The sequence below is a fragment of the Prochlorococcus sp. G4PB17 genome (genome assembly GCF_059772445.1).
Genome location: NZ_CM186288.1, coordinates 1,286,975 through 1,306,625 on the forward strand (window position 1 = coordinate 1,286,975; position 19,651 = coordinate 1,306,625).

Below are 19,651 nucleotides of genomic sequence, written 5' to 3' on the forward strand. Positions count from 1 at the left end.
GATTTGTTGTAAGAAAAAATTATTAAGTAAGATTTTACGCAGAAATTTTCTTTGAATAAGTTGCGGAATCCATAAGCTCTTGTAATTGATCAGGGTTATCAGGACGAATTATTAATAACCATCCTTCACCATGAGGATCATTTTGAAGTTCCTCTGGGCTTGCCAAAACAGAATTGTTTATATGGACAATTTCTCCACTAACTGGAGCATACATATCTTCTACAGCCTTTACTGATTCCACTGAACCAAAGCTTTCTCCCTTAGATATTGAAGTTCCTTCATCTGGTAGATCAACAAAAACGATATCTCCCAACTGATCCACAGCAAATTCACTGATGCCAATTCGTACTAAGGCATCATCAGCAAAAGCATATTCATGACTGTCAGCAAAACGAAAATGATCTGGGAAGGAAAAAGCCATTGCGTCAAAACGAAAAACGCTTAATCATTCTGGGGCAAGTTGACCAATCCTGCCTGAATTAAATTGGATAATGCATGAATCAAAGCAATTTTGACATGAGAGCGATGGGATCCTCCTTGAATAAATAAATCAAATGGAGGTTTCATAGGAGCATCTGCAGAAAATTCACTCGTACTACCATCTATGAAAGTTCCTCCAGCCATGACTAAGTTATTTTCATAACCTGGCATTGGAGCAGGTATTGGATCCAGAAAAGAACCAATAGGTGATTTTTCCTGAAAAGACCTACAAATAATCTGTAAAATTTCTGGATCGCCTATTCTTACTACTTGTATCAAATCAGTTCTCTTAGAACATGGTGTTGGCAAAACTTCAAAGCCCAATTCGCTAAACGTAGTTGAAATAATTTCAGCGCCTATAAGGGCCTCTGCGACCATTTGAGGGGCAAGAAAAAGTCCTTGCAAAATAGTTCTATTCAAATCAAAAGTAATACCACCATTAGATCCAATACCTGGGGCAGTCAAGCGGCAACATGCTTTATCAACTAAATCAGCTTTCCCCGCAATATATCCACCAGTAGGAACAATAGTTCCTCCTAAATTCTTTATTAAAGAACCTGCAATTAAATCTGCCCCGACTGAAGTTGGTTCCTTATTTTCGACAAATTCTCCATAACAATTATCAACGAAACAAATACAGTCAGGTTGAATCTTATGGCATAAATTACAAATCTCTTGAATAACTTCAATACTCAAAGATGAACGCCATGTGTAACCACAACTACGTTGTATAAAAATTAATTTTCTAGGTGTATTTAAAGCTTTTTCTAAAGCTGCGAAATCTATATTTCCATCATTATTTAGAGATATCTCTTCATAGTTAATTCCAAACTCAATCAAAGATCCTTGACCATTACCCCTCAATCCAATGACTTCTTCAAGTGATTCGTAGGGCCTTCCAGTGACAGATAACAAATCATCTCCTGGTCTTAAGATGCCAAACAAAGATGATGCAATAGCATGAGTACCGCTTACAAGCTGAAGCCTTACCACTGCTTTTTCTGCTTCTAAAACATCTGCAAAAATTTTATCAATTATATCTCTCCCTAAATCTCCATGCCCATATCCAGTTAATGATGCAAAATGTTGCACATTTAAATGAGAATTAGAAAAAGCTTTTAATACTTTTTCTAATTTAAATGTTACACTTTCAGTCTTTTCCTGAATTGATAAGTATAATTTTTTCTCTATATTATCAACAAACTTTTTAGCAGATTTTTGTAACATATTATTTTTCATTAAGCATAAGAAAGTTTCATAAAATTAATCTGAAAAAATAATTTCTAATTTTTCTTGATCTTTCAGTAATAACCCTCTTTGGCGAAGATTCTCCAAAAAGTCATCCGCACCTTGCAAATGATTTGTATTTAACAATTTATTTGTGGCATGTAAATCTAGCAATTCACCATCAAGTTCTTCGGCTGTGTAATCTTTTAAACCCGCCATAACTGCTTCAAATCTTTCTCTACGTTGCTTTTTACTGACTGGATATGCAGACATAACTTTTTCTCTACACATTCTCCACGACTTTCCTTTGCATAAATAGTCAGCCAAAGCAGCGCTGAGCACAGGGGCCTCAGCATCCTCAATAAACCAATCAAAGGAGGAAGGTAAAGACGCTAAACCAACAAAAATCTCAAAAAAGTCACCTGCAGAAAGAGGATGATTGTCGTTTCCTTCAACAGCAATAGCTGATTCTTGAAGCGATCTATGCAACTCGGGATGAACGCTCAATATTTGACTTTCTATATTTTCTAACCCACGAGAAAGTACTTGATTTACCTTCCCCAAAGCAAAAAATACTTCAGGACTTGGAGATACCAGTTTCCCATTTCGTAGATTTGAGATTTGAGAACTATGAACTCTCCCCAGATCCAAACATTCAGCCAAAGCAGGAAGAACTTTATGAGACCAGCCATTACGCTCATGCCATACATGCACTAGATGAGCCATCGCCCTTCTACCTGCAGTCAATTGGTCCCGAAAACTAGAGGTCACAAATCACATTCAAGATTGATAGATAGGCCTGATTAGGATCCTTATCGTATATTATATACACCAAGTAGACGGATCACTAATGGTTTCAAGTTTAATCGAGGCTTCGGCTCCATTAAAAAGACCAGTTGCTGCCGATAAAGCGATGGCTGCATCAAAGAAGCTCCAAGGGCATGTACCAAGAAGGGTTCACAACCAAAGGGCCAGAAGAAGATGGGGAACAGTCATATTCATGCTGACAATACATGCTCTAACAATATTTACCCTACAAGCTAAATTTTGGAGCTGGTTAGCATTCTCTGGATTTATTTTTTTATATTGGGTAACTGCTTGCTTGGGAGTCACTACAGGATATCATCGCCTTCTTTCTCATCGTTCTTTTCAAGTTCCAAAGTGGCTTGAACGATTTTTTGCAACTTGTGGAGCATTAAGTTGCCAACATGGACCAATTGATTGGGTTGGTCTTCATAGGCATCATCATACTTTTTCCGATACTGAAGCTGATCATCATGACAGTAATAAAGGGTTTTGGTGGAGTCACATGGGATGGATGTTTGAAGATGTACCTGCGATGAAAGCTGTTCCAAGACTCTCTGGCGATTTAATCAAGGATCCTTACTATCGATTCTTAAATAAAAATTTTTTACTTTTGCAATTACCCTTAGGCGCGACGCTTTATTTAATTGGCCAATCAGCTGGTGTTGGGGGATGGGCAATGGTTCTATGGGGAATCCCGCTAAGACTTGTTTTCGTTTATCACATCACGTGGCTCGTAAATTCAGCAACTCATTGCTGGGGAAGCATTGCCTATGAAAGTGGGGATAATTCAAAAAATAATAAATGGGTTGCGGCACTGACATTTGGAGAGGGATGGCACAATAATCATCATGCTTTCCCTAATTCAGCAAAACATGGACTTCAAAGAAACCAAATAGATTTAACTTGGCAACACATACGTTTTTTGAAAGCAATCGGATTAGCAAAAAAAATTCGACTCCCTATCGCATCGTAAGATTGTCAACAAGACTAAACAGTATTAATTTATTTTCGATCCATGGCTAAGAGAGTTCAAGTTGTTCTAAATGAAGACATCAAAAGTCTTGGTAAAGATGGTGACCTTGTTGAGGTAGCTCCAGGTTTTGCAAGAAACTTTTTATTGCCCAATAAAAAAGCATTGCCTGTAACTCCAACAGTTTTAAAACAAGTTGAATATAGAAGAGCTAAACAAGCGGAAAAAGAGGCTGCTAAAAAGCAAGAAGCAATTGATTTCCAAACAGCACTAACAACTATCGGAAGATTTACTGTTAAAAAACAAGTAGGAGAGGATGGAGTCTTATTTGGAACCGTTACAAATGGTGATGTAGCAGAAGCTGTAAAAGAAGCTACTAAAAAAGAAATAGATCGTCGTGACATTTCTGTCCCTGAAATCCATGGTGTTGGCAAATATAAAGTGCAAATCAAGCTTCATAGCGAAGTAAATGCTGAAATTAACCTTGAAGTTACAAGTTACTAATAGTTGCATCTTGGTCTGAACAAGCCAAAGTAGGTGTTCTTGGCTAACAAGCAATACATGATCAGCACCCCCTCATCAAATAACGGGGATTTTTCAAAACAAACTAGAGATTTTGGAGCCTTTAATAATTCCAAGATTGATAAACCTCGTTTTGAAGCTCAACCTGACCAAATACCACCACAAAATTTAGAGGCAGAAGAATCTGTTCTTGGTGGTATTTTGTTGGATCCTGATGCAATTGGACGCATAGCTGATTTATTACAAGCTGAGGCTTTTTATATATCTGCTCATCGAGAAATTTATCGAACTGCCTTAATGCTTCATAGCCAAGGCAAACCAACAGATTTAACAGCAATGAGTGCTTGGCTGGCAGATACAAATTCTTTAGAAAAAGTTGGAGGAAATAATCGATTAGTTGAACTAGTTGAGAGGGTTACCTCAACAGCATCAATAGAGCAAGTTGCTAAATTAGTTAGTGACAAATTTCTACGCAGACAATTAATCAAATCTGGAAATGATGTAATCAAATTAGGTTTTGATCAAAGTCTTCCCATGGAGGAAGCTATCGATCAAGCTGAGCAAAAGATTTTTGCAATTAGCCAAGAACAGCCATCCAAAGGTTTGACACCTACCGGGGAAATCCTCACAAGCACTTTTAATGAAATAGAAAGTAGATCTCTCGGCACATCAGTTGCAGGTATACCAGTCAATTTTTATGATCTAGATGCAATGACACAAGGACTTCAGAGAAGTGATCTGATAATTGTGGCTGGAAGACCAGCGATGGGAAAAACTTCAATTGTTTTGAATCTTGCTAAAAACGTAGCTCAACTTCATGACTTACCTGTTTGTGTATTTAGTCTTGAGATGAGTAAAGAGCAACTGACTTACAGATTGCTATCAAGTGAAGTAGGTATTGAAAGCAGTAGATTAAGAACTGGTCGTTTACAACAAGATGAATGGCCTCTGCTGGGGCAAGGGATTAATACTCTTGGGCAGTTACCCATATTTATAGACGACAAGCCAAATTCAAGTGTCCTTGAAATGAGGTCATTGTGCCGACGCTTAATGGCAGAGCAAGGTAAAGAACTTGGTCTTATTGTTATTGATTATCTACAACTCATGGAAGGTACTTCTCCTGATAATCGAGTTCAAGAAATCTCAAGAATTACTCGGGGTTTAAAAGGTATGGCAAGAGAGCTTAAAGTTCCAGTAATTGCGTTATCTCAATTGAGTAGAGGAGTTGAATCAAGAACCAATAAAAGGCCAATGCTTAGCGATCTGCGAGAATCTGGATCCATTGAGCAGGACGCTGACTTAGTACTAATGATTTATAGAGATGAATATTACAACCCAGAAACTACAGATAGAGGAATTACAGAAGTAATAGTGACAAAACACCGAAATGGACCTGTTGGAACAGTTAAATTACTATTTGAACCACAATTCACCAGATTTAGAAATCTTGCTGCTTAATTTTTTAAAAAAGTAATTCTCAATTGATGATTAATAAACAATCTTCAAATGAAAGTTTTGATGTAATCGTTGTAGGCGGTGGCCATGCAGGTTGCGAAGCAGCGCTGACTTCAGCAAGACTAGGATTGAATACAGCTTTGTTTACCCTCAATTTAGATCGTATTGCATGGCAACCATGTAACCCTGCAGTCGGAGGACCAGCGAAAAGTCAATTAGTGCATGAAGTCGATGCGCTTGGCGGAATAATTGGAAAATTAGCCGATTTAACTGCTGTTCAAAAAAGAGTTCTCAATGCAAGCAGGGGTCCTGCAGTTAGAGCATTAAGAGCACAAACAGATAAGCGCTTATATGCAAATGAAATGCTAAAAATCCTTCAAAATACGAAAAATTTGAAGATTAGAGAGGCAATGGTTACTGGGTTAGAAATTGAATATTATTCAAACAGTTTGAAAAAAGACAAATCAGAAATTCAAGAGAGAATTGGATATATAAAAGGAATTAAAACCTATTTTGGAAGCGTTTTTCATGGAAAAGCAGTTGTACTTACAACAGGAACTTTTTTAGGCGGCAGAATATGGATTGGTAATCAATCTATGAGTGCTGGTCGTGCAGGAGAGCAAGCCTCAGAAGGTTTAACGGAAGAATTGCAAAAATTAGGCTTTATCACTGATCGTTTAAAAACAGGAACCCCTGCTCGGGTTGATAGGCGAAGTATTAATTTTGATTCTCTAGAAGAGCAAGTTAGCGATGCTTCAGATAAATTCTTTTCTTTTGATCCACTTTCCTGGCAAAGCGGGGAACAAATGAGTTGTCACATAACTCGAACAACAAAAGAAACTCACAAACTTATTAGAAATAATCTTCATTTAACCCCTATTTATGGAGGTTTTATAGATAGTAAAGGTCCCAGATATTGCCCTTCAATTGAAGATAAAATTGTACGTTTTGCCGATAAAGATTCACACCAAATTTTCTTGGAACCCGAAGGAAGAGAAACTCCAGAAATCTATGTACAAGGTTTCTCTACCGGACTGCCCGAAAACTTGCAACTAGAACTTTTGCGAACTCTTCCTGGTTTAGAAAATTGCATAATGCTTAGACCTGCTTATGCAGTGGAATATGATTACATACCTGCCACTCAATTAGAGGCAACATTAGAAACAAAAAAAATAAGAGGCCTTTTTAGTGCAGGGCAACTTAATGGAACAACTGGATATGAAGAAGCTGCTGCTCAAGGTTTAGTAGCAGGTTTAAATGCTGCAAGATTAATCAACAATGAAGATGCAATTATTTTTGCAAGAGAAAGTAGTTATATAGGAACTATGATTGATGATTTAGTTACAAAAGACTTAAAAGAGCCATATCGAGTATTAACTAGTCGAAGTGAATATAGATTAATACTTAGAGGTGATAATGCTGATAGAAGGTTAACTCACATAGGTTATAAATTAGGTTTAATTGATCAAAGAAGATGGGAAATTTTTAATAACAAACAAAAATTGATAGATCAAGAGAAATCAAGGTTAGAAAAAGAGCGAATTAAAGAAAATGATAAGTGTGCAAAAGATATATATTCTTCAACAGGAACACCAGTCAAAGGTTCTATAACCTTGGCAAACTTTCTAAGAAGAACAAATATTCATTATAAGGACTTAAGCAACTATAATCTAACTAATAAAAATATACCTTTAGATGTTCAAGAAGGAGTTGAAATAGATATCAAATATAGTGGTTATTTAGAAAGACAGAAAGCTCAAATAAATCAATTAAAACAACAAAGTAAAAAAATATTACCTAGAAATCTAAATTATAATGAAATAAAAACACTATCTAAAGAAGCTAGAGAAAAATTGACCATTTCTCAACCCAAAAGCCTTGGGCACGCTGCGCAACTTCCAGGCGTAAGCAAAGCTGATCTCACAGCACTTCTTGTATGGTTAAAGATAGAGCAAATGAAAAAAACTGACAGCAAGGAACCTCTTCATATCAAAAGCTAATTCTCGTGAAATCAAAACAATCTCAATTATCTTCACCAGAAGTAATTTGGCAAGCATCAAAGGAAAATGTTCTTTCAGGAAAAGGAAATAATAATCTCTCTGGACCATGGCAATTAATGCTCTTAGGAGATGGCAGTCCGACAAGACATCTCAAACTATTAACAGGTCATGAAGTCGCTATCAAGGTTATCTCAATGGCTAGGGAAAAAAATATTGAAAATGGAGCGCCAGAAGAAGTCCATGAGCTAGAACCACCTTTGCTAAGAAGACAAGTATGGCTGACATGTGGCGATTTAACTCTGGCATGGGCTGAAAGCTGGTGGAATTATCAAGAGGCAGAAAAACATCTACGAAATAAAAATCAGCCAATCTGGAGAAGCCTTACCCAAGGACGTTCTGAGCTTTTTAGAGAGGTAGATGGATTGGCATTAGTAAATGCAAATTGGCTGAAATCAGAATTTCAAGAAGATGGCCCTTTCTGGAGCAGACACTATCGATTTTTTCGTCAACAAAAAGAATTAACTGTAATTAGAGAAGTTTTCAGCCCTAAAATAGAAAAATGGCTAGGACCAATACCAAGAAGGGCTGTTTAATAAAAACTAGTATTTTCTTCTACTAGATCTTGGAATATTTCTTCTGTTAGATTGATCAACTTCAGAAGATTCGCTTGAATTCTGTTCATTTTCTTTAATCAAAATATCTTTTCTTTCCCATTTGTTTAATTTAAAAGATTGATCATCTGGCCATTCATCCATTTCATTGGGGTTAGTTGTTTGTTTGTCAATTTGCTGAGGTAAGGCTTTAGGAGCTCTCAATGAAATAGCTCCTAAAGGCCTTTTTGCATGCTTTATGTTTTCTTGCAAAAGATCATCATCTAATTCTTCATTATCCAACCAATCTTCATCATCCTCAAAAAACCAATCAATTTTTTCTTCCATCCATCGACCAACCTTTTCAAAATTTGGAGCAGTAGTTTGATCCTGCCACCTTCGCCTTTTTTGACCAGGGCGGTTCCCTGAAACTCCATCCACTACTTGTTTACCAGTTTCTATCCATTTATCCATTCGGCGATCAAGCGGGTCTCGAGATCGCTGCCGACTTTGATTGCGATTTTTATATGAGCTCATCCCTTAAATTTAACGCTTTTAAACCAACTAATAAAAGACCTTAATAATGAAATTTTTTAAAAATTTCGACAAAAGCCAATAAAAATGCAAATTGTTTATTGAATATCAGAAAAAGGTTCATAAATAAGCAAACATTTTTCATCCCATCGGCCTCCAAAAAAATTATCACAACATCTTCTACATGCAGCTCCTTTGACAATACGTCTATAAGGAAAACTTTTTTTACATGAAGGACAAATTGCCTTCCATTTAGGAAGTTTTTTTAATATTGGGAAAGAATGTCGAACTGTTACCTTGAAATCAGTTTGAGAGGAATTGATCTCTTCCATGCGCTTGCGAAAATTAGGTCCATGTCCCTCTTCAATATTCAAAACAAGATCGATCCAGGCATGAATCATTTCGTGACATAAGGTGCTCATTAATGCTTTTTCAGGAAGATTCTCAAGTATTGGTTTAGATAAAATTATTTGACCAGATTTCATTCCAAAAAAATTAGTTTTACGTCTATACATGCCTGCCGTAGTTCGCATCCGACCATCACTCCATCGAATAGAGACTCTGGGAACTTCGTTCTCAAACAAAGAATTCTGAAAATGCTGTCTGTTGAATTTAAGAAATAATGGCAAAACAGGTATTAAAGACATTGATGCAGAAAACTCATTGGCTTTATTATTCCGATAACATTCTGTCTGACTATCAATAACAAACAAGCTAACCTCTTAGCTAGTAAGTCAGAATCTCTAATTAAACCGAGTTAAACACATGGATAGTGCTCTTATCAAAGCAATTGGATTAAAAGCTCTCTTAGTTGGAGTTGGTGCACTTCTCCTTTTTTGGACCTTTAATGCAATTAAACTTGTCATAAGTGCTAGAGGTATCAATCCTCTTGTAAAAAGATTTTTTGATCAAATTGCGGCTGGTCGAATAGATGGTGCATATAGACTCACTACAAAAGCTTATAAACAACATGTAAACAGACAAGACTTCATCAAATTTTTGGGCAGCTTGCAATTAAATAGATATAGAAATTTAAAGTCAGGGCGTCCAAGAATAGAAGATAATCAAATAATGCTAACGCTAAATTTGAAATCAGAAGACAAGAAAAATGAAATGCCACTTGACTTTACTTTTATTAAAATTGAAGAGAGCTGGCAAATCGATCGGATTGCTAAAGCAAATAGATAATCACAAAAATGTTATAAGTGAAATCAAACCTCAATCAATATTCTGAACGTGCCAAAGAGCTGAGAGCTTTAATTAATAAAGCAAATCACTCTTACTATGTATTAGATTCGCCAAAAATAGCAGATTCTATTTATGATCAGTTATATAGAGAATTAATTGAAATTGAAAATAATAATCCATCATTGATAACAGTTGATAGTCCATCTCAAAGATTGGGTGGTATCCCATCTAAGGGATTTAAAAGTATCTATCACAATATTCCTCTTTTAAGTTTAGACAATGCTTTCAATATTGACGAATTAAAAGCATGGTATTCAAAAGTAATTAAATTAATTGGGACAGAAGATAAAAGCACTAAAGAAATTAAAAAACCTGAATTAATATGTGAATTAAAAATTGATGGTAATGCAATTTCACTTCGCTATGAAAAAGGAATTTTAATTAGTGGTGCCACCAGAGGAGACGGAGAAACTGGAGAAGATATCACGTCAAACATCCGAACAATTTCATCAATACCTCTGCGCTTATTATTAAACAATCCACCTCCTTGGATTGAAATCAGAGGCGAAGCGTTCATGCCAAATGAAATATTTAATAAACTCAATCTCGAACGAAAAAAAACGAATCAATCACTATTTGCTAATCCTAGAAACTCATGTGCAGGAACATTAAGACAATTAGATTCAAAAATAGTTGCATCTAGAAAACTTGACTTCTTCGCTTATAGTGTTCATTTACCAGAAAATTGGGAGCCTATTGATAGTAATTTAAAAAAACCAATATCCCAATCTGAAGCAATTAAATTTTTAAAAAATATTGGTTTTAAAGTAAATACTACCTCTGAAATTAAAAAAGATTTAAACGGAGCAAATAAATATTATAAATACTGGAAAATTAAAAAAGATTCTTTAGATTATGCAACGGATGGAATAGTTGTAAAAATTGATCAATTTAATATTCAAAAAAATTTAGGGTCAACTAATAAAGCTCCAAGATGGGCAATTGCAGTTAAATATCCAGCAGAAGAGAAAGCAACTAAATTAAAAAAGTTAATTTTCCAAATAGGACGTAGTGGTGCTGTTACGCCTGTAGCAGAGTTTGAGAAAATAGAGCTAGCAGGAACATCTGTCAACAGAGCAACCCTTCATAACGCAAAAAGACTTACTATATTAGATCTTCATTATGGAGATACAATAGTTGTTCGTAAAGCTGGGGAAATTATTCCTGAGGTAATACGAGTTATCAAAGAATTTAGAAAAGTTGATAGTGAATTAGTTCAACTACCACTTAATTGTCCAGAATGTCATTCAAAATTAGTGCAAGAATCTAATGAGGCAATAACAAAATGTATGAATCCTAAATGCCCTGCGAAAATAAGAGGAATTTTACTTCATTGGGTAAGTAAAGGGTCTATGAATATAGAGGGATTGGGTGAAAAGATTATTAATCAACTAGTAAATATAGGATATGTGAAATCAATCCCAGATTTATACAAAATTAAAATTAATTCACTGTTAAGTCTCGAGAGATTTGGTAAAAAATCTGCAAATAATTTACTTAAAGAAATCAATGAGTCTAAAAACAAAAATTGGCATAAACAACTATACGGTTTAGGGATACCACATATAGGAGAGGCAAATGCTAAATCTCTCTCTAAAAACTTTCTAAGTATAGAGGAACTTATGATGACTGCAAAAGAATCTCCTGAAAATATCTCTAATATATATGGATTTGGGAGCGAGATTACAGATGCAATAATTAAATGGTTTGAAGATCCTGATAATCAAAATTTGATTAAAGAATTAAAATCTCTAGGGTTCTCTCTTAAAGACAATCTAGAGTCAAAAGAAATGAATTTAAAAGATAATTCCAAGCAGATAAATATTTTGAACAATAAGATTTTTGTCTTAACAGGAACTTTGGATTCACTTACAAGAGATGAAGCAAAAGAATTGATAGAAAGTGCTGGAGGAAAAATCAGCTCCTCAATTAGTAAAAAAACTGATTTCTTGTTATCAGGAGAAAAAGCGGGGAGTAAATTAAAAAAAGCAGAAGAGCTTGGAGTAAAAATAATTAACGAAAATGAATTTAGGCTATTATTATAAAAATTATTAGAAATTTAAAATGGATAAGAATCCAATCTTTTCTCTAATCAAAACAGAATGCGGACGTGCAAAATATGAGGTGCTAGCTTCTAAAAAAGGTATATTTAATCGAATAAGATTTTATTGGTTTATCCTATTTGCAGCGATTGAAGATTGGAATTTAAAAGCTGATGATTAATCTAGTAATTGAGAGTCCTGATTGAGTTTTTTTGTTGAACGTAAAACTAAAATAACAACTAAAATAGTCGACAAAATACTAATTAAGCTCCAAATAAATGAACTAGTATCAGATCTTCCTGAGAGTACTTCGCCGAAATTTGAAACTTTGAGTGCTAAAGAACCTAAGCTGCAATATAAAATTGTGCCAGGTAATATACCAATCATTCCAAGAGTAAAATCACGAACTTTCACCTCACTCAAGCCATATGTAAAATTAAGTAAGCCAAATGGAAAAAGAGGAGAAAGTCTTGTGAGAAGAATGACTTTTAGACCCTCGCGTTTAACAGCTTTCTCCATGATTTGAACTTTTGGAAAATTTGAGACCTTTTTTTGAGCCCATGCTTTTAAAAAAGTTCTACCTAAATAAAAAGTTAGATGAGCTCCAATAAAAGCACCTACAAAAACAACCAAACTTCCAAGCCAGGTGCCATAAAGAAAGCCAGACAACATGGAAAGCCATGAGCCTGGCAACAAACAAGATACCCAAAAGACATAAACCAAAGCAAAAACTAAAATTCCAAAAGGGCTACTTAAAAAAGGAATGAAATTATTAATCAGAGGTTCTAAGTTATAAGACATAGTTTAAAGAGTTCAATCCAATCCCATTAGACGCTCTTTGACTAGGCGCACTTGCGCTTCTGACTCCGTTAAGTTTGCTCTGCATTCCTGAACAACCTCTTTGGGAGCTTTGTCAACAAAATTCTTATTTGCTAGACGTCCAGAAAGACTTTCTATTTCCTTTTGTGCTTTATTTAAATCTTTTTCAAGCCTTGTTCGTAAAGAAGCTATGTCTATCAATCCTTCAATAGGAAGAACGACTTCTAGCTCCCCACTTACGCCTGCTAAAGCTTTCATAGAAGGTAATGATTTTGCTTGCTCTGGAGATATAATTTGGACGTCCTTAGCCCTAGCCAAAACAGCAATATCATTAACGGATGTTTTTAGAGTATTTTGCAAAACTTCCTTACCAGAAATCAACATGACAGGAACTTTTTGAGAGGGCTTCAAACCGGCAACTGCTCGTAGATTGCGAATCAATCTGATAGATGCAAATAAATCAGAGAAAGAACTCTCTAAATCAATATTCAGGTCTTGTTCATTTAATTTTGGCCAAGGCTGCAAAGCTAGAAATTGATCTTCAGCGGAACCTGTTAATCCATGCCAAAGCTCCTCTGTCAAATGAGGCATGAGAGGATGAAGCATAATCAACAGATCACTTAAAACTTTGTATAAGACACTTTTCGCTATTTTTTGATCTAATAATTCATCGGGAGATAGGTTTGCTGCACTGTTCAATCGACGTTTAATTAGTTCTAAATACCAATCACAAAAATCATTCCAAGCAAATTCATATAATCCCTTAGCTGCCTCTCCTAAAGCATAATTTTCATATCGATGAGAAGTCTCACGGTTGACTCGAGCAAGTCTTGATAAAATCCACTTATCTGATAATTGCAACTTCGATAAATCATATTTCTCCAAATTTTTATAATCTTGATCCTCAAGATTGATGAGAGCAAATCTAGTTGCATTCCAAAGCTTGTTAGCAAAATTTCTAGAGGCCTCAACCGTAGCTGATGTTTGATTTTTGCGATCAAAGTCAAGACGTATATCTTGGCCCGCGCCTGCAACTTCACGAACAAGAGCAAACCTCAAAGCATCAGTTCCATACCTTTCTATTAGTAATAAAGGATCAATACCATTTCCCGCACTTTTACTCATCTTTCGATTTTGCTCATCTCTAACAAGTCCATGAATATAGACGTCAGAAAATGGCATCTTTTCCGTAAAGACTCCAGCCATCATTGTCATTCTTGCTACCCAAAAGAAAATAATGTCAAAGCCAGTAACCAGGGTATTTGTGGGATACCAACGTTGAAAATCAGGATGAGTTTCATCAGGCCAACCTAAGGTGGAAAAAGGCCATAATCCGCTAGAGAACCACGTATCTAGAACATCTTCATCTTGCTCAATTTTGACTGCATCTCCATATTGTTCTCGTGCTAATTTCTTAGCTTCATCTTCTGTTCGAGCGACAATATACGGTGTTTCATTAACAACTTTATTATCTGTTTGACTAATCACAAACCAAGCCGGAATGCGATGTCCCCACCATAATTGTCTACTAATACACCAATCTCTAATATCAGTTAACCAATCTCGATAAACTTTAGACCATCTATTAGGAATAAATTTAGGTTGTCCTTTCTCAAAAAATTCAGAACAACTATTTGCCAAAGTATCCATTTTGACAAACCACTGAGTTGAAAGCAATGGCTCTACTGGGACTTTACCTCTGTCAGAGAAAGGAACACTGTGTTTATAGGCTTCAATTTTGGTTAAGAGACCAATCTCCTTTAAAGCATCAATAACTGCTTGACGAGCTTCAAAACGATCCAAGCCTTCAAATTGACCTGCATTGTGATTCATTGTTCCTTTTTTAGTCATGACGGTTATTTGAGGTAAGTCATGTCTCTGACCTATCTCAAAATCATTAGGGTCATGAGCTGGAGTAACTTTGACACATCCAGTTCCAAAATCTTTATCTACATGAGGGTCTCCAATAATGGGAATAGTTCTGCCAACTATAGGCAAAGTAAGTTTCTCCCCTATGAGATCTTTATACCTTTCATCTGATGGGTTCACAGCAACTGCAACATCACCAAGCATCGTCTCAGGACGTGTAGTCGCTACCTCTAAGTAACTGATTTGTTTAGCACTTGATACAGATGATGTGACTAGCGGATATCTAAAATGCCAAAGATGTCCATCTACTTCCTTCATCTCAACTTCTAAATCACTCACAGCCGAACCAGAGGCAGGACACCAATTCACTAAATATTCTCCTCGATATATCAATCCCTTTTCATATAAACGAACAAATGCCTCAGAAACAGCTTTACTAAGACCCTCATCCAATGTAAATCTCTCTCTACTCCAGTCTACGGAATATCCCAAACGCTTTAATTGATCAACAATTCTTCCACCACTTTTTTCTTTCCACTCCCAAGCTCTTTCAAGAAAGGAAGCTCTACCAAGATCACGACGATTTTTGCCTTCTTCCTTAAGTTGTCTCTCTAAAATAGTTTGAACCGCAATTGAAGCATGGTCTGTCCCTGGAAGACAAAGAACATTATTTCCTTTTAAACGCTTATATCGGACAACTGTATCGATTAAGGCAGTATTAAAAGCATGCCCCATATGCAGACTACCTGTGACATTTGGAGGAGGAATAACTACGGAGAATGGTTCTCCGGGGGCTGATGGATCAGGTTTAAAAGCTCCTTTTTCGTCCCAAGCTTTCTGCCAGCGATTTTCAGTACCAACTGGATCATATGTTTTAGGAAGCCCTGAGGCTTCAGATAATTTTGTAGTTTTTGCCCGCTCTATCACAGAAAAAAAATGTGTTTAATTTAATTTACTCATTCCGGACAACAGTTTTACATCATTCTTGCTTTTCCTAAATTCAAATGTCACTTTTCACGTTCCAAGGAATCGAAACTATTGCATCATGCCTTTCCCATTCAGCAGAAGATAAAGAAACCTTTTCACTTAAACCAATCTTTTGTATGGCTTGAACTACCTCTTTATCAAGAATTCTCTTATCTCCATCCATTGGCATTATCAAAACTTGCGCTTCTGCAGGATCAGCCATCACATGTAATGATAAATCTTCTAAAGCTCTTTCAAAAAAAATTTTTCTCATTCGACTTGTTAAAGGAGAACCCATCGCTTGAGCAAACAATTCCAGACTTTCTTTGTCTCCAGAAAGCCCACAATTTAAACTTAACCAAATTAAAAATTTGACCCAGCTATCTACACTCCACAGTGGCAGAAAGCTATCTCGCCTACTATAAATTAATTCCAACAATGCGAACTCAAATACTTTTGCTTGAATTGAAGTGCGCGATATTTGTTCCATAGAAGACATTTTCTCCAACTACAGTCAAACTAGTGTTTATTGTTCATTATCTGTTTATTTGTCATGGATCTGAACGACCCTGAACTTGAGTTTTCCGATCTTGTTTACGCATATCAAAGCTGGGTAATCGCTGTAATCAACGATGAAAAATTGAATAGTAAGGAACAGTTACTTACAGAGGAAATATCAGATGATGCTTTAAATGCTATGAGATTCTTACCCGGTGAAGTAACTAGCGCAATAGAGACAAGTTTAGCTCGTGTGTATGAAGTGGATTCTGATGAGCTCTCTACGATCTTGTTTCCAGAAGAATAAAATCATTTCTCCATTTATTGGATGAAATTATTGAACTTTTGTAAGTTTTCTAAAGCCTGATCCACATGGAGAAGCTTCTGCCCCTTTTGGCGTGCTAATCAAAAATCCACCTCCACTTAAATCACCAAAATAATTCAGCTTAAGACCCTGAAAAAATTGGATTTGATCTTGGCGTGCATACAAAGTAATTCCATCAGCTCTAGCAAGTGGAACACCATCATTTTTTCCTGGCCTAATTCTGAGAAATTTCCAGCCTTCTCCACACTTATCATCCAATAAATCAATATGCATAACTCCTGGAGTGCCAGTAAAAGCAGCTTGCCTGTTTAACTCTGCTACTGCTGTTGCTGAAATTTTTAATCCAGATCCATTTTGCATAAATAAAGAATAATTTAGATGGGCGATCCAGGGTTCGAACCAGGGACATCCTGCTTGTAAGGCAGGCGCTCTACCGCTGAGCTAATCGCCCATACAACTTTTAGTCCTTGGACTAGTTCATGTACTTTATACCTCAAGCTGCTTTGTTGCTGAGAATTAATCATAATTAGATCAACGATTCAAAAAAAATCGTTTTCTGAGCTTAGTTACAGCTCTCTTTAAACAACAAGAAATGACAAAAACAAACCAAATAAACTCAGAAAAAAAAATCAATAAACTTCTTGACGTAGTTTCAGACCTTCGAGATCCAATCAATGGTTGTCCTTGGGATCTCAAGCAAACTCATCTTTCTTTGATCCCATATGTTCTAGAGGAAGCCTATGAAGTTGCTTACGCAATAAGAGAAGACAACCCTGATGAATTAAAAGAAGAGCTTGGAGATCTCTTATTACAAATAATTTTGCATGCTCAAATAGCAAAAGAAAAAAACTTATTTGATATGACAGATATCATTGACATAATCACTGAAAAGCTAATTCGAAGGCATCCACATGTATTCCAAAAAAAAGAAGTAATTAGTATAAAAGAAGTGGAGGAATCATGGGAAAAAATCAAGCATAAAGAAAGACCAATAAATAATTCACAAACTCCAATTAGTGACAGGTTAAAGTTAAAGATACGACCCCAGCCTGCAACGAGAGCAGCACTAATTATCTCTAAAAAAGCTTCAAAAAACGGATTCGAATGGGAAAAAAGTGATCAAATTTGGGATAAATTGTATGAAGAATTAGAAGAATTAAAAGATGCATTAAAAAAAGAAAAAACTTCTGAAGCTGAAGCTGAAATTGGAGACGTATTATTTACTTTGATAAATATTGCAAGGTGGCATAAAATATCTATAGAACAAGGATTAGCAAAAACTAATCAAAGATTCCTTGAACGATTTACGTATATAGAAAAAAATATAGAGGGCGAATTATATTCCCAACCAAAAAAGAAATTAAAGCGATACTGGGAATTAGCCAAGATTAATCTCAAACATTAATATTATAATTATGAATAATAAACTAAAAACAAGGTCAGGTTGGCTTGACGAGTATCATCAAGGTGTTAGATATGGACTACAGGGAAAATTAATACTAGAAGAGTCTAGTCCTTTTCAAAAAATTACCATATTCGAAAGCAAAAGGTATGGCAAAGCATTATTACTTGATGATTGTTGGATGACAGCTGAAAAGTCTGAAAAGTGGTATCACGAATGTCTTATTCATCCTGCTTTATGTTGTTCTAAGCAAATAGATAATATTTTAATCATTGGAGGAGGTGATGGGGGTAGTGCAAGAGAATGTTTAAAATATAAAAAGGTTAAGTCTATAGATTTAGTTGAAATCGATCTAAGAGTTATTGAATTAAGTAAAAAGTATTTACCTACTATCGGAGAAAAAGCATGGTCTGATTCAAGATTAAATTTAAAAATTAAGAATGGTATTGATTGGGTAAAACATACAAAAGATAATTCATATGATGTAATTGTTATTGATGGCGCAGATCCTATTGGACCCTCCAAAGAATTATTCAGCAATTCTTTTCTCACTGATTGCAAACGAATACTTAAACCAGGAGGGGTTTTTGCAACACAAAGTGAATCGCCAGAATCTTTTCAGAAACTTCACATAAATATTGTCAATGTTCTTCGTGAAATTTTTGACTACGCAGATCCAATGTATGGATCTGTATCGATATACCCAAGCGGTTTATGGAGCTGGACATTTGCATCTATGGAAAAGCCAAAATATATGCATCCAAAAAAAAGTCGAGTAGAAGAGATCTCCAAAAATTGTCAGATTTGGAGTGAGCGATGGCAACGAGGTGCATTTAACACTATTCCTGCATTCATGGAAAGGAAGCTCGCAAAAACATGACCAAATCCAATCTCAAAGATCTATCACTATTTAATAATGACGGTGCAATATTTATGGGTGCACAAAGAGGTATCGATCAATGCAGAGTATCGCTCTTAGGAGTTCCTTATGATGGAACTTGTTGCTTTAGACCTGGTGCAAGATTTGGTCCTTCTGCTATTAGGGAAGATAGTTATGGAATTGAAACATATTGTCCACAATTAAATTTAGATTTAGAGGATATAAGCTTTGCTGATGTTGGTTCATTAGATGTTCCCCTTGGAGATGCAAAGCTAACACTTGATTATATAAGAGATGCTATCGATATTTTACTTAAAAATAATTTAAAGCCTCTTATTATTGGCGGAGAACATTCAATAACAAGTGGGGTTATTAAATCAATAATTACTAATTATCCTGATTTAATTATGCTTCATTTAGATGCTCATGCAGACCTTAGGGATGAATGGTTAGGTAGTAAATTTAGCCATGCATGTACTATGAAAAGATGTTTAGAAATACTACCTAGCCAAAAGATCTTTCAAATAGGAATAAGAAGTGGAACAAAATCAGAATTTCTTGAAATGAATAATACCAAACGATTAATTCAACATAGTTTGGGAGAGAATGCAAAATCTTTAGAAGACGCTCTGAAAAGTTTTAAAGGAACGCCAATCTATCTATCTTTTGATTTAGACTGGTTTGATCCATCCATAATGCCAGGAACAGGCACTCCAGAGCCTGGAGGTTATTTCTGGGGAGATTTTGCAGCAATAATAGATGTGATTAAATCTCATAACTTAATTGGTGCTGATGTAGTCGAATTATCTCCCAAACTTGATAACACTGGTATTAGTAGCATCCTGGCTGCAAAAGTTATACGTTCATTAATTATGTTATTGGACAAATCTTCCTTAAAATTTTGAATTTAAATTCTCATTCAACTAGTACCTTTCCAAAATCGAGTTGTTGATGAACAAATTTTTCAGAAATCTTTGGGAAATTAGGTTGTTTTTTTATCCAATGACCACAAGAAAC

The 19,651-nt window shown here is 35.5% G+C and carries 21 protein-coding genes and 1 tRNA gene; 12 read left to right on the forward strand and 10 right to left on the reverse strand.

Annotated features, from left to right (window positions below):
• Positions 1-34: 34 nt before the first annotated feature.
• From gcvH to AC6EJB_RS07500, 3 genes are read right to left on the reverse strand one after another with little or no spacing between them, the layout of a single operon-like run.
• Positions 35-421 carry a glycine cleavage system protein GcvH gene (gene gcvH, locus AC6EJB_RS07490; protein WP_498490707.1) on the reverse strand — a complete coding sequence of 129 codons (387 nt, stop codon included), beginning with the start codon at positions 419-421 and terminating at the stop codon, positions 35-37.
• Between the two features lie 20 nt (positions 422-441).
• A complete protein-coding gene (locus tag AC6EJB_RS07495; RefSeq protein ID WP_498492988.1) occupies positions 442-1,707 on the reverse strand; it encodes a methionine gamma-lyase family protein in 1,266 nt (421 codons plus the stop codon).
• Between the two features lie 36 nt (positions 1,708-1,743).
• Positions 1,744-2,478: a DUF8644 domain-containing protein gene (locus AC6EJB_RS07500; RefSeq protein ID WP_498490708.1), complete on the reverse strand. Its 735-nt coding sequence runs from the start codon at positions 2,476-2,478 to the stop codon at positions 1,744-1,746.
• 79 nt (positions 2,479-2,557) lie between these two features.
• Here AC6EJB_RS07500 and AC6EJB_RS07505 point away from each other — a divergent pair, with 79 nt between their 5' ends.
• Genes AC6EJB_RS07505 through AC6EJB_RS07525 form a run of 5 tightly spaced genes read left to right on the forward strand, consistent with a single transcriptional unit; the run spans position 2,558 to position 8,054 of the window.
• A complete protein-coding gene (locus AC6EJB_RS07505) occupies positions 2,558-3,487 on the forward strand; it encodes an acyl-CoA desaturase (protein ID WP_498490709.1) in 930 nt (309 codons plus the stop codon).
• A gap of 42 nt (positions 3,488-3,529) precedes the next feature.
• Complete coding sequence (gene rplI / locus AC6EJB_RS07510; protein ID WP_498490710.1) at positions 3,530-3,988, forward strand: 50S ribosomal protein L9; 459 nt, start codon at positions 3,530-3,532, stop codon at positions 3,986-3,988.
• A 57-nt stretch (positions 3,989-4,045) separates the two neighbouring features.
• A complete protein-coding gene (gene dnaB, locus AC6EJB_RS07515) occupies positions 4,046-5,464 on the forward strand; it encodes a replicative DNA helicase (RefSeq protein ID WP_498490711.1) in 1,419 nt (472 codons plus the stop codon).
• A 26-nt stretch (positions 5,465-5,490) separates the two neighbouring features.
• Positions 5,491-7,461, forward strand: coding sequence for a tRNA uridine-5-carboxymethylaminomethyl(34) synthesis enzyme MnmG (mnmG, locus tag AC6EJB_RS07520; protein ID WP_498490712.1), 1,971 nt, complete (start codon positions 5,491-5,493; stop codon positions 7,459-7,461).
• 5 nt (positions 7,462-7,466) lie between these two features.
• Entirely contained in the window at positions 7,467-8,054 is a 588-nt protein-coding gene (locus AC6EJB_RS07525; RefSeq protein WP_498490713.1) for a chorismate lyase, read from the forward strand.
• Positions 8,055-8,060: 6 nt separating this feature from the next.
• Here the strand turns inward: AC6EJB_RS07525 and AC6EJB_RS07530 are convergent, their stop codons facing one another.
• Together AC6EJB_RS07530 and AC6EJB_RS07535 are read right to left on the reverse strand one after the other, a co-directional pair.
• Positions 8,061-8,588: an RNA helicase gene (locus AC6EJB_RS07530; protein WP_498490714.1), complete on the reverse strand. Its 528-nt coding sequence runs from the start codon at positions 8,586-8,588 to the stop codon at positions 8,061-8,063.
• Between the two features lie 95 nt (positions 8,589-8,683).
• Positions 8,684-9,232, reverse strand: coding sequence for a SprT family zinc-dependent metalloprotease (locus AC6EJB_RS07535; RefSeq protein WP_498490715.1), 549 nt, complete (start codon positions 9,230-9,232; stop codon positions 8,684-8,686).
• A 118-nt stretch (positions 9,233-9,350) separates the two neighbouring features.
• Between AC6EJB_RS07535 and AC6EJB_RS07540 the strand changes: the two genes are divergently transcribed.
• The 3 genes from AC6EJB_RS07540 to AC6EJB_RS07550 are packed head-to-tail and all read left to right on the forward strand — an operon-like array spanning position 9,351 to position 12,056.
• A complete protein-coding gene (locus tag AC6EJB_RS07540; RefSeq protein ID WP_498490716.1) occupies positions 9,351-9,773 on the forward strand; it encodes a hypothetical protein in 423 nt (140 codons plus the stop codon).
• Between the two features lie 17 nt (positions 9,774-9,790).
• Positions 9,791-11,878, forward strand: coding sequence for an NAD-dependent DNA ligase LigA (ligA, locus tag AC6EJB_RS07545; RefSeq protein ID WP_498490717.1), 2,088 nt, complete (start codon positions 9,791-9,793; stop codon positions 11,876-11,878).
• 19 nt (positions 11,879-11,897) lie between these two features.
• Complete coding sequence (locus tag AC6EJB_RS07550) at positions 11,898-12,056, forward strand: hypothetical protein (protein WP_498490718.1); 159 nt, start codon at positions 11,898-11,900, stop codon at positions 12,054-12,056.
• On the opposite strand, the gene AC6EJB_RS07555 is transcribed toward AC6EJB_RS07550, so the two are convergent.
• From AC6EJB_RS07555 to AC6EJB_RS07565, 3 genes are all read right to left on the reverse strand, one after another.
• Positions 12,053-12,676: a TVP38/TMEM64 family protein gene (locus AC6EJB_RS07555; RefSeq protein WP_498490719.1), complete on the reverse strand. Its 624-nt coding sequence runs from the start codon at positions 12,674-12,676 to the stop codon at positions 12,053-12,055. The two genes, AC6EJB_RS07550 and AC6EJB_RS07555, sit on opposite strands and share 4 nt — an antisense overlap.
• A gap of 12 nt (positions 12,677-12,688) precedes the next feature.
• The gene (locus tag AC6EJB_RS07560) at positions 12,689-15,490 is read right to left on the reverse strand and encodes a valine--tRNA ligase (protein WP_498490720.1); all 2,802 of its coding nucleotides are present in this window, start codon (positions 15,488-15,490) and stop codon (positions 12,689-12,691) included.
• Positions 15,491-15,563: 73 nt separating this feature from the next.
• The gene (locus AC6EJB_RS07565) at positions 15,564-16,019 is read right to left on the reverse strand and encodes a protein phosphatase (protein WP_498490721.1); all 456 of its coding nucleotides are present in this window, start codon (positions 16,017-16,019) and stop codon (positions 15,564-15,566) included.
• Between the two features lie 63 nt (positions 16,020-16,082).
• Here AC6EJB_RS07565 and AC6EJB_RS07570 point away from each other — a divergent pair, with 63 nt between their 5' ends.
• Complete coding sequence (locus tag AC6EJB_RS07570; protein ID WP_498490722.1) at positions 16,083-16,334, forward strand: hypothetical protein; 252 nt, start codon at positions 16,083-16,085, stop codon at positions 16,332-16,334.
• Positions 16,335-16,361: 27 nt separating this feature from the next.
• On the opposite strand, the gene AC6EJB_RS07575 is transcribed toward AC6EJB_RS07570, so the two are convergent.
• Complete coding sequence (locus tag AC6EJB_RS07575; RefSeq protein WP_498490723.1) at positions 16,362-16,712, reverse strand: AIR synthase; 351 nt, start codon at positions 16,710-16,712, stop codon at positions 16,362-16,364.
• Between the two features lie 19 nt (positions 16,713-16,731).
• Positions 16,732-16,803: transfer RNA gene (locus tag AC6EJB_RS07580), tRNA-Val, on the reverse strand.
• A 141-nt stretch (positions 16,804-16,944) separates the two neighbouring features.
• On the opposite strand from AC6EJB_RS07580, the gene mazG reads away from it, so the two are divergent.
• Genes mazG through speB form a run of 3 tightly spaced genes read left to right on the forward strand, consistent with a single transcriptional unit; the run spans position 16,945 to position 19,539 of the window.
• A complete protein-coding gene (mazG, locus tag AC6EJB_RS07585; RefSeq protein WP_498490724.1) occupies positions 16,945-17,757 on the forward strand; it encodes a nucleoside triphosphate pyrophosphohydrolase in 813 nt (270 codons plus the stop codon).
• A 10-nt stretch (positions 17,758-17,767) separates the two neighbouring features.
• Entirely contained in the window at positions 17,768-18,634 is an 867-nt protein-coding gene (speE, locus tag AC6EJB_RS07590; protein ID WP_498490725.1) for a polyamine aminopropyltransferase, read from the forward strand.
• Positions 18,631-19,539, forward strand: a complete 909-nt coding sequence (gene speB, locus AC6EJB_RS07595) for an agmatinase (protein ID WP_498490726.1) — start codon at positions 18,631-18,633, stop codon at positions 19,537-19,539. Before speE ends, speB begins: the two co-directional genes overlap by 4 nt.
• Positions 19,540-19,651 lie beyond the last annotated feature (112 nt).

Coding starts and splice junctions, on each gene's coding strand:
- gcvH (WP_498490707.1), bottom strand. CDS start 421: ATGGCTTTTTCCTTCCCAGATCATTTTCGTTTTGCTGACAGTCATGAA.
- AC6EJB_RS07495 (WP_498492988.1), bottom strand. CDS start 1,707: ATGTTACAAAAATCTGCTAAAAAGTTTGTTGATAATATAGAGAAAAAA.
- AC6EJB_RS07505 (WP_498490709.1), top strand. CDS start 2,558: ATGGTTTCAAGTTTAATCGAGGCTTCGGCTCCATTAAAAAGACCAGTT.
- rplI (WP_498490710.1), top strand. CDS start 3,530: ATGGCTAAGAGAGTTCAAGTTGTTCTAAATGAAGACATCAAAAGTCTT.
- dnaB (WP_498490711.1), top strand. CDS start 4,046: ATGATCAGCACCCCCTCATCAAATAACGGGGATTTTTCAAAACAAACT.
- mnmG (WP_498490712.1), top strand. CDS start 5,491: ATGATTAATAAACAATCTTCAAATGAAAGTTTTGATGTAATCGTTGTA.
- AC6EJB_RS07530 (WP_498490714.1), bottom strand. CDS start 8,588: ATGAGCTCATATAAAAATCGCAATCAAAGTCGGCAGCGATCTCGAGAC.
- AC6EJB_RS07535 (WP_498490715.1), bottom strand. CDS start 9,232: ATGTCTTTAATACCTGTTTTGCCATTATTTCTTAAATTCAACAGACAG.
- AC6EJB_RS07540 (WP_498490716.1), top strand. CDS start 9,351: ATGGATAGTGCTCTTATCAAAGCAATTGGATTAAAAGCTCTCTTAGTT.
- AC6EJB_RS07550 (WP_498490718.1), top strand. CDS start 11,898: ATGGATAAGAATCCAATCTTTTCTCTAATCAAAACAGAATGCGGACGT.
- AC6EJB_RS07555 (WP_498490719.1), bottom strand. CDS start 12,676: ATGTCTTATAACTTAGAACCTCTGATTAATAATTTCATTCCTTTTTTA.
- AC6EJB_RS07565 (WP_498490721.1), bottom strand. CDS start 16,019: ATGGAACAAATATCGCGCACTTCAATTCAAGCAAAAGTATTTGAGTTC.
- AC6EJB_RS07570 (WP_498490722.1), top strand. CDS start 16,083: ATGGATCTGAACGACCCTGAACTTGAGTTTTCCGATCTTGTTTACGCA.
- AC6EJB_RS07575 (WP_498490723.1), bottom strand. CDS start 16,712: ATGCAAAATGGATCTGGATTAAAAATTTCAGCAACAGCAGTAGCAGAG.
- mazG (WP_498490724.1), top strand. CDS start 16,945: ATGACAAAAACAAACCAAATAAACTCAGAAAAAAAAATCAATAAACTT.
- speE (WP_498490725.1), top strand. CDS start 17,768: ATGAATAATAAACTAAAAACAAGGTCAGGTTGGCTTGACGAGTATCAT.
- speB (WP_498490726.1), top strand. CDS start 18,631: ATGACCAAATCCAATCTCAAAGATCTATCACTATTTAATAATGACGGT.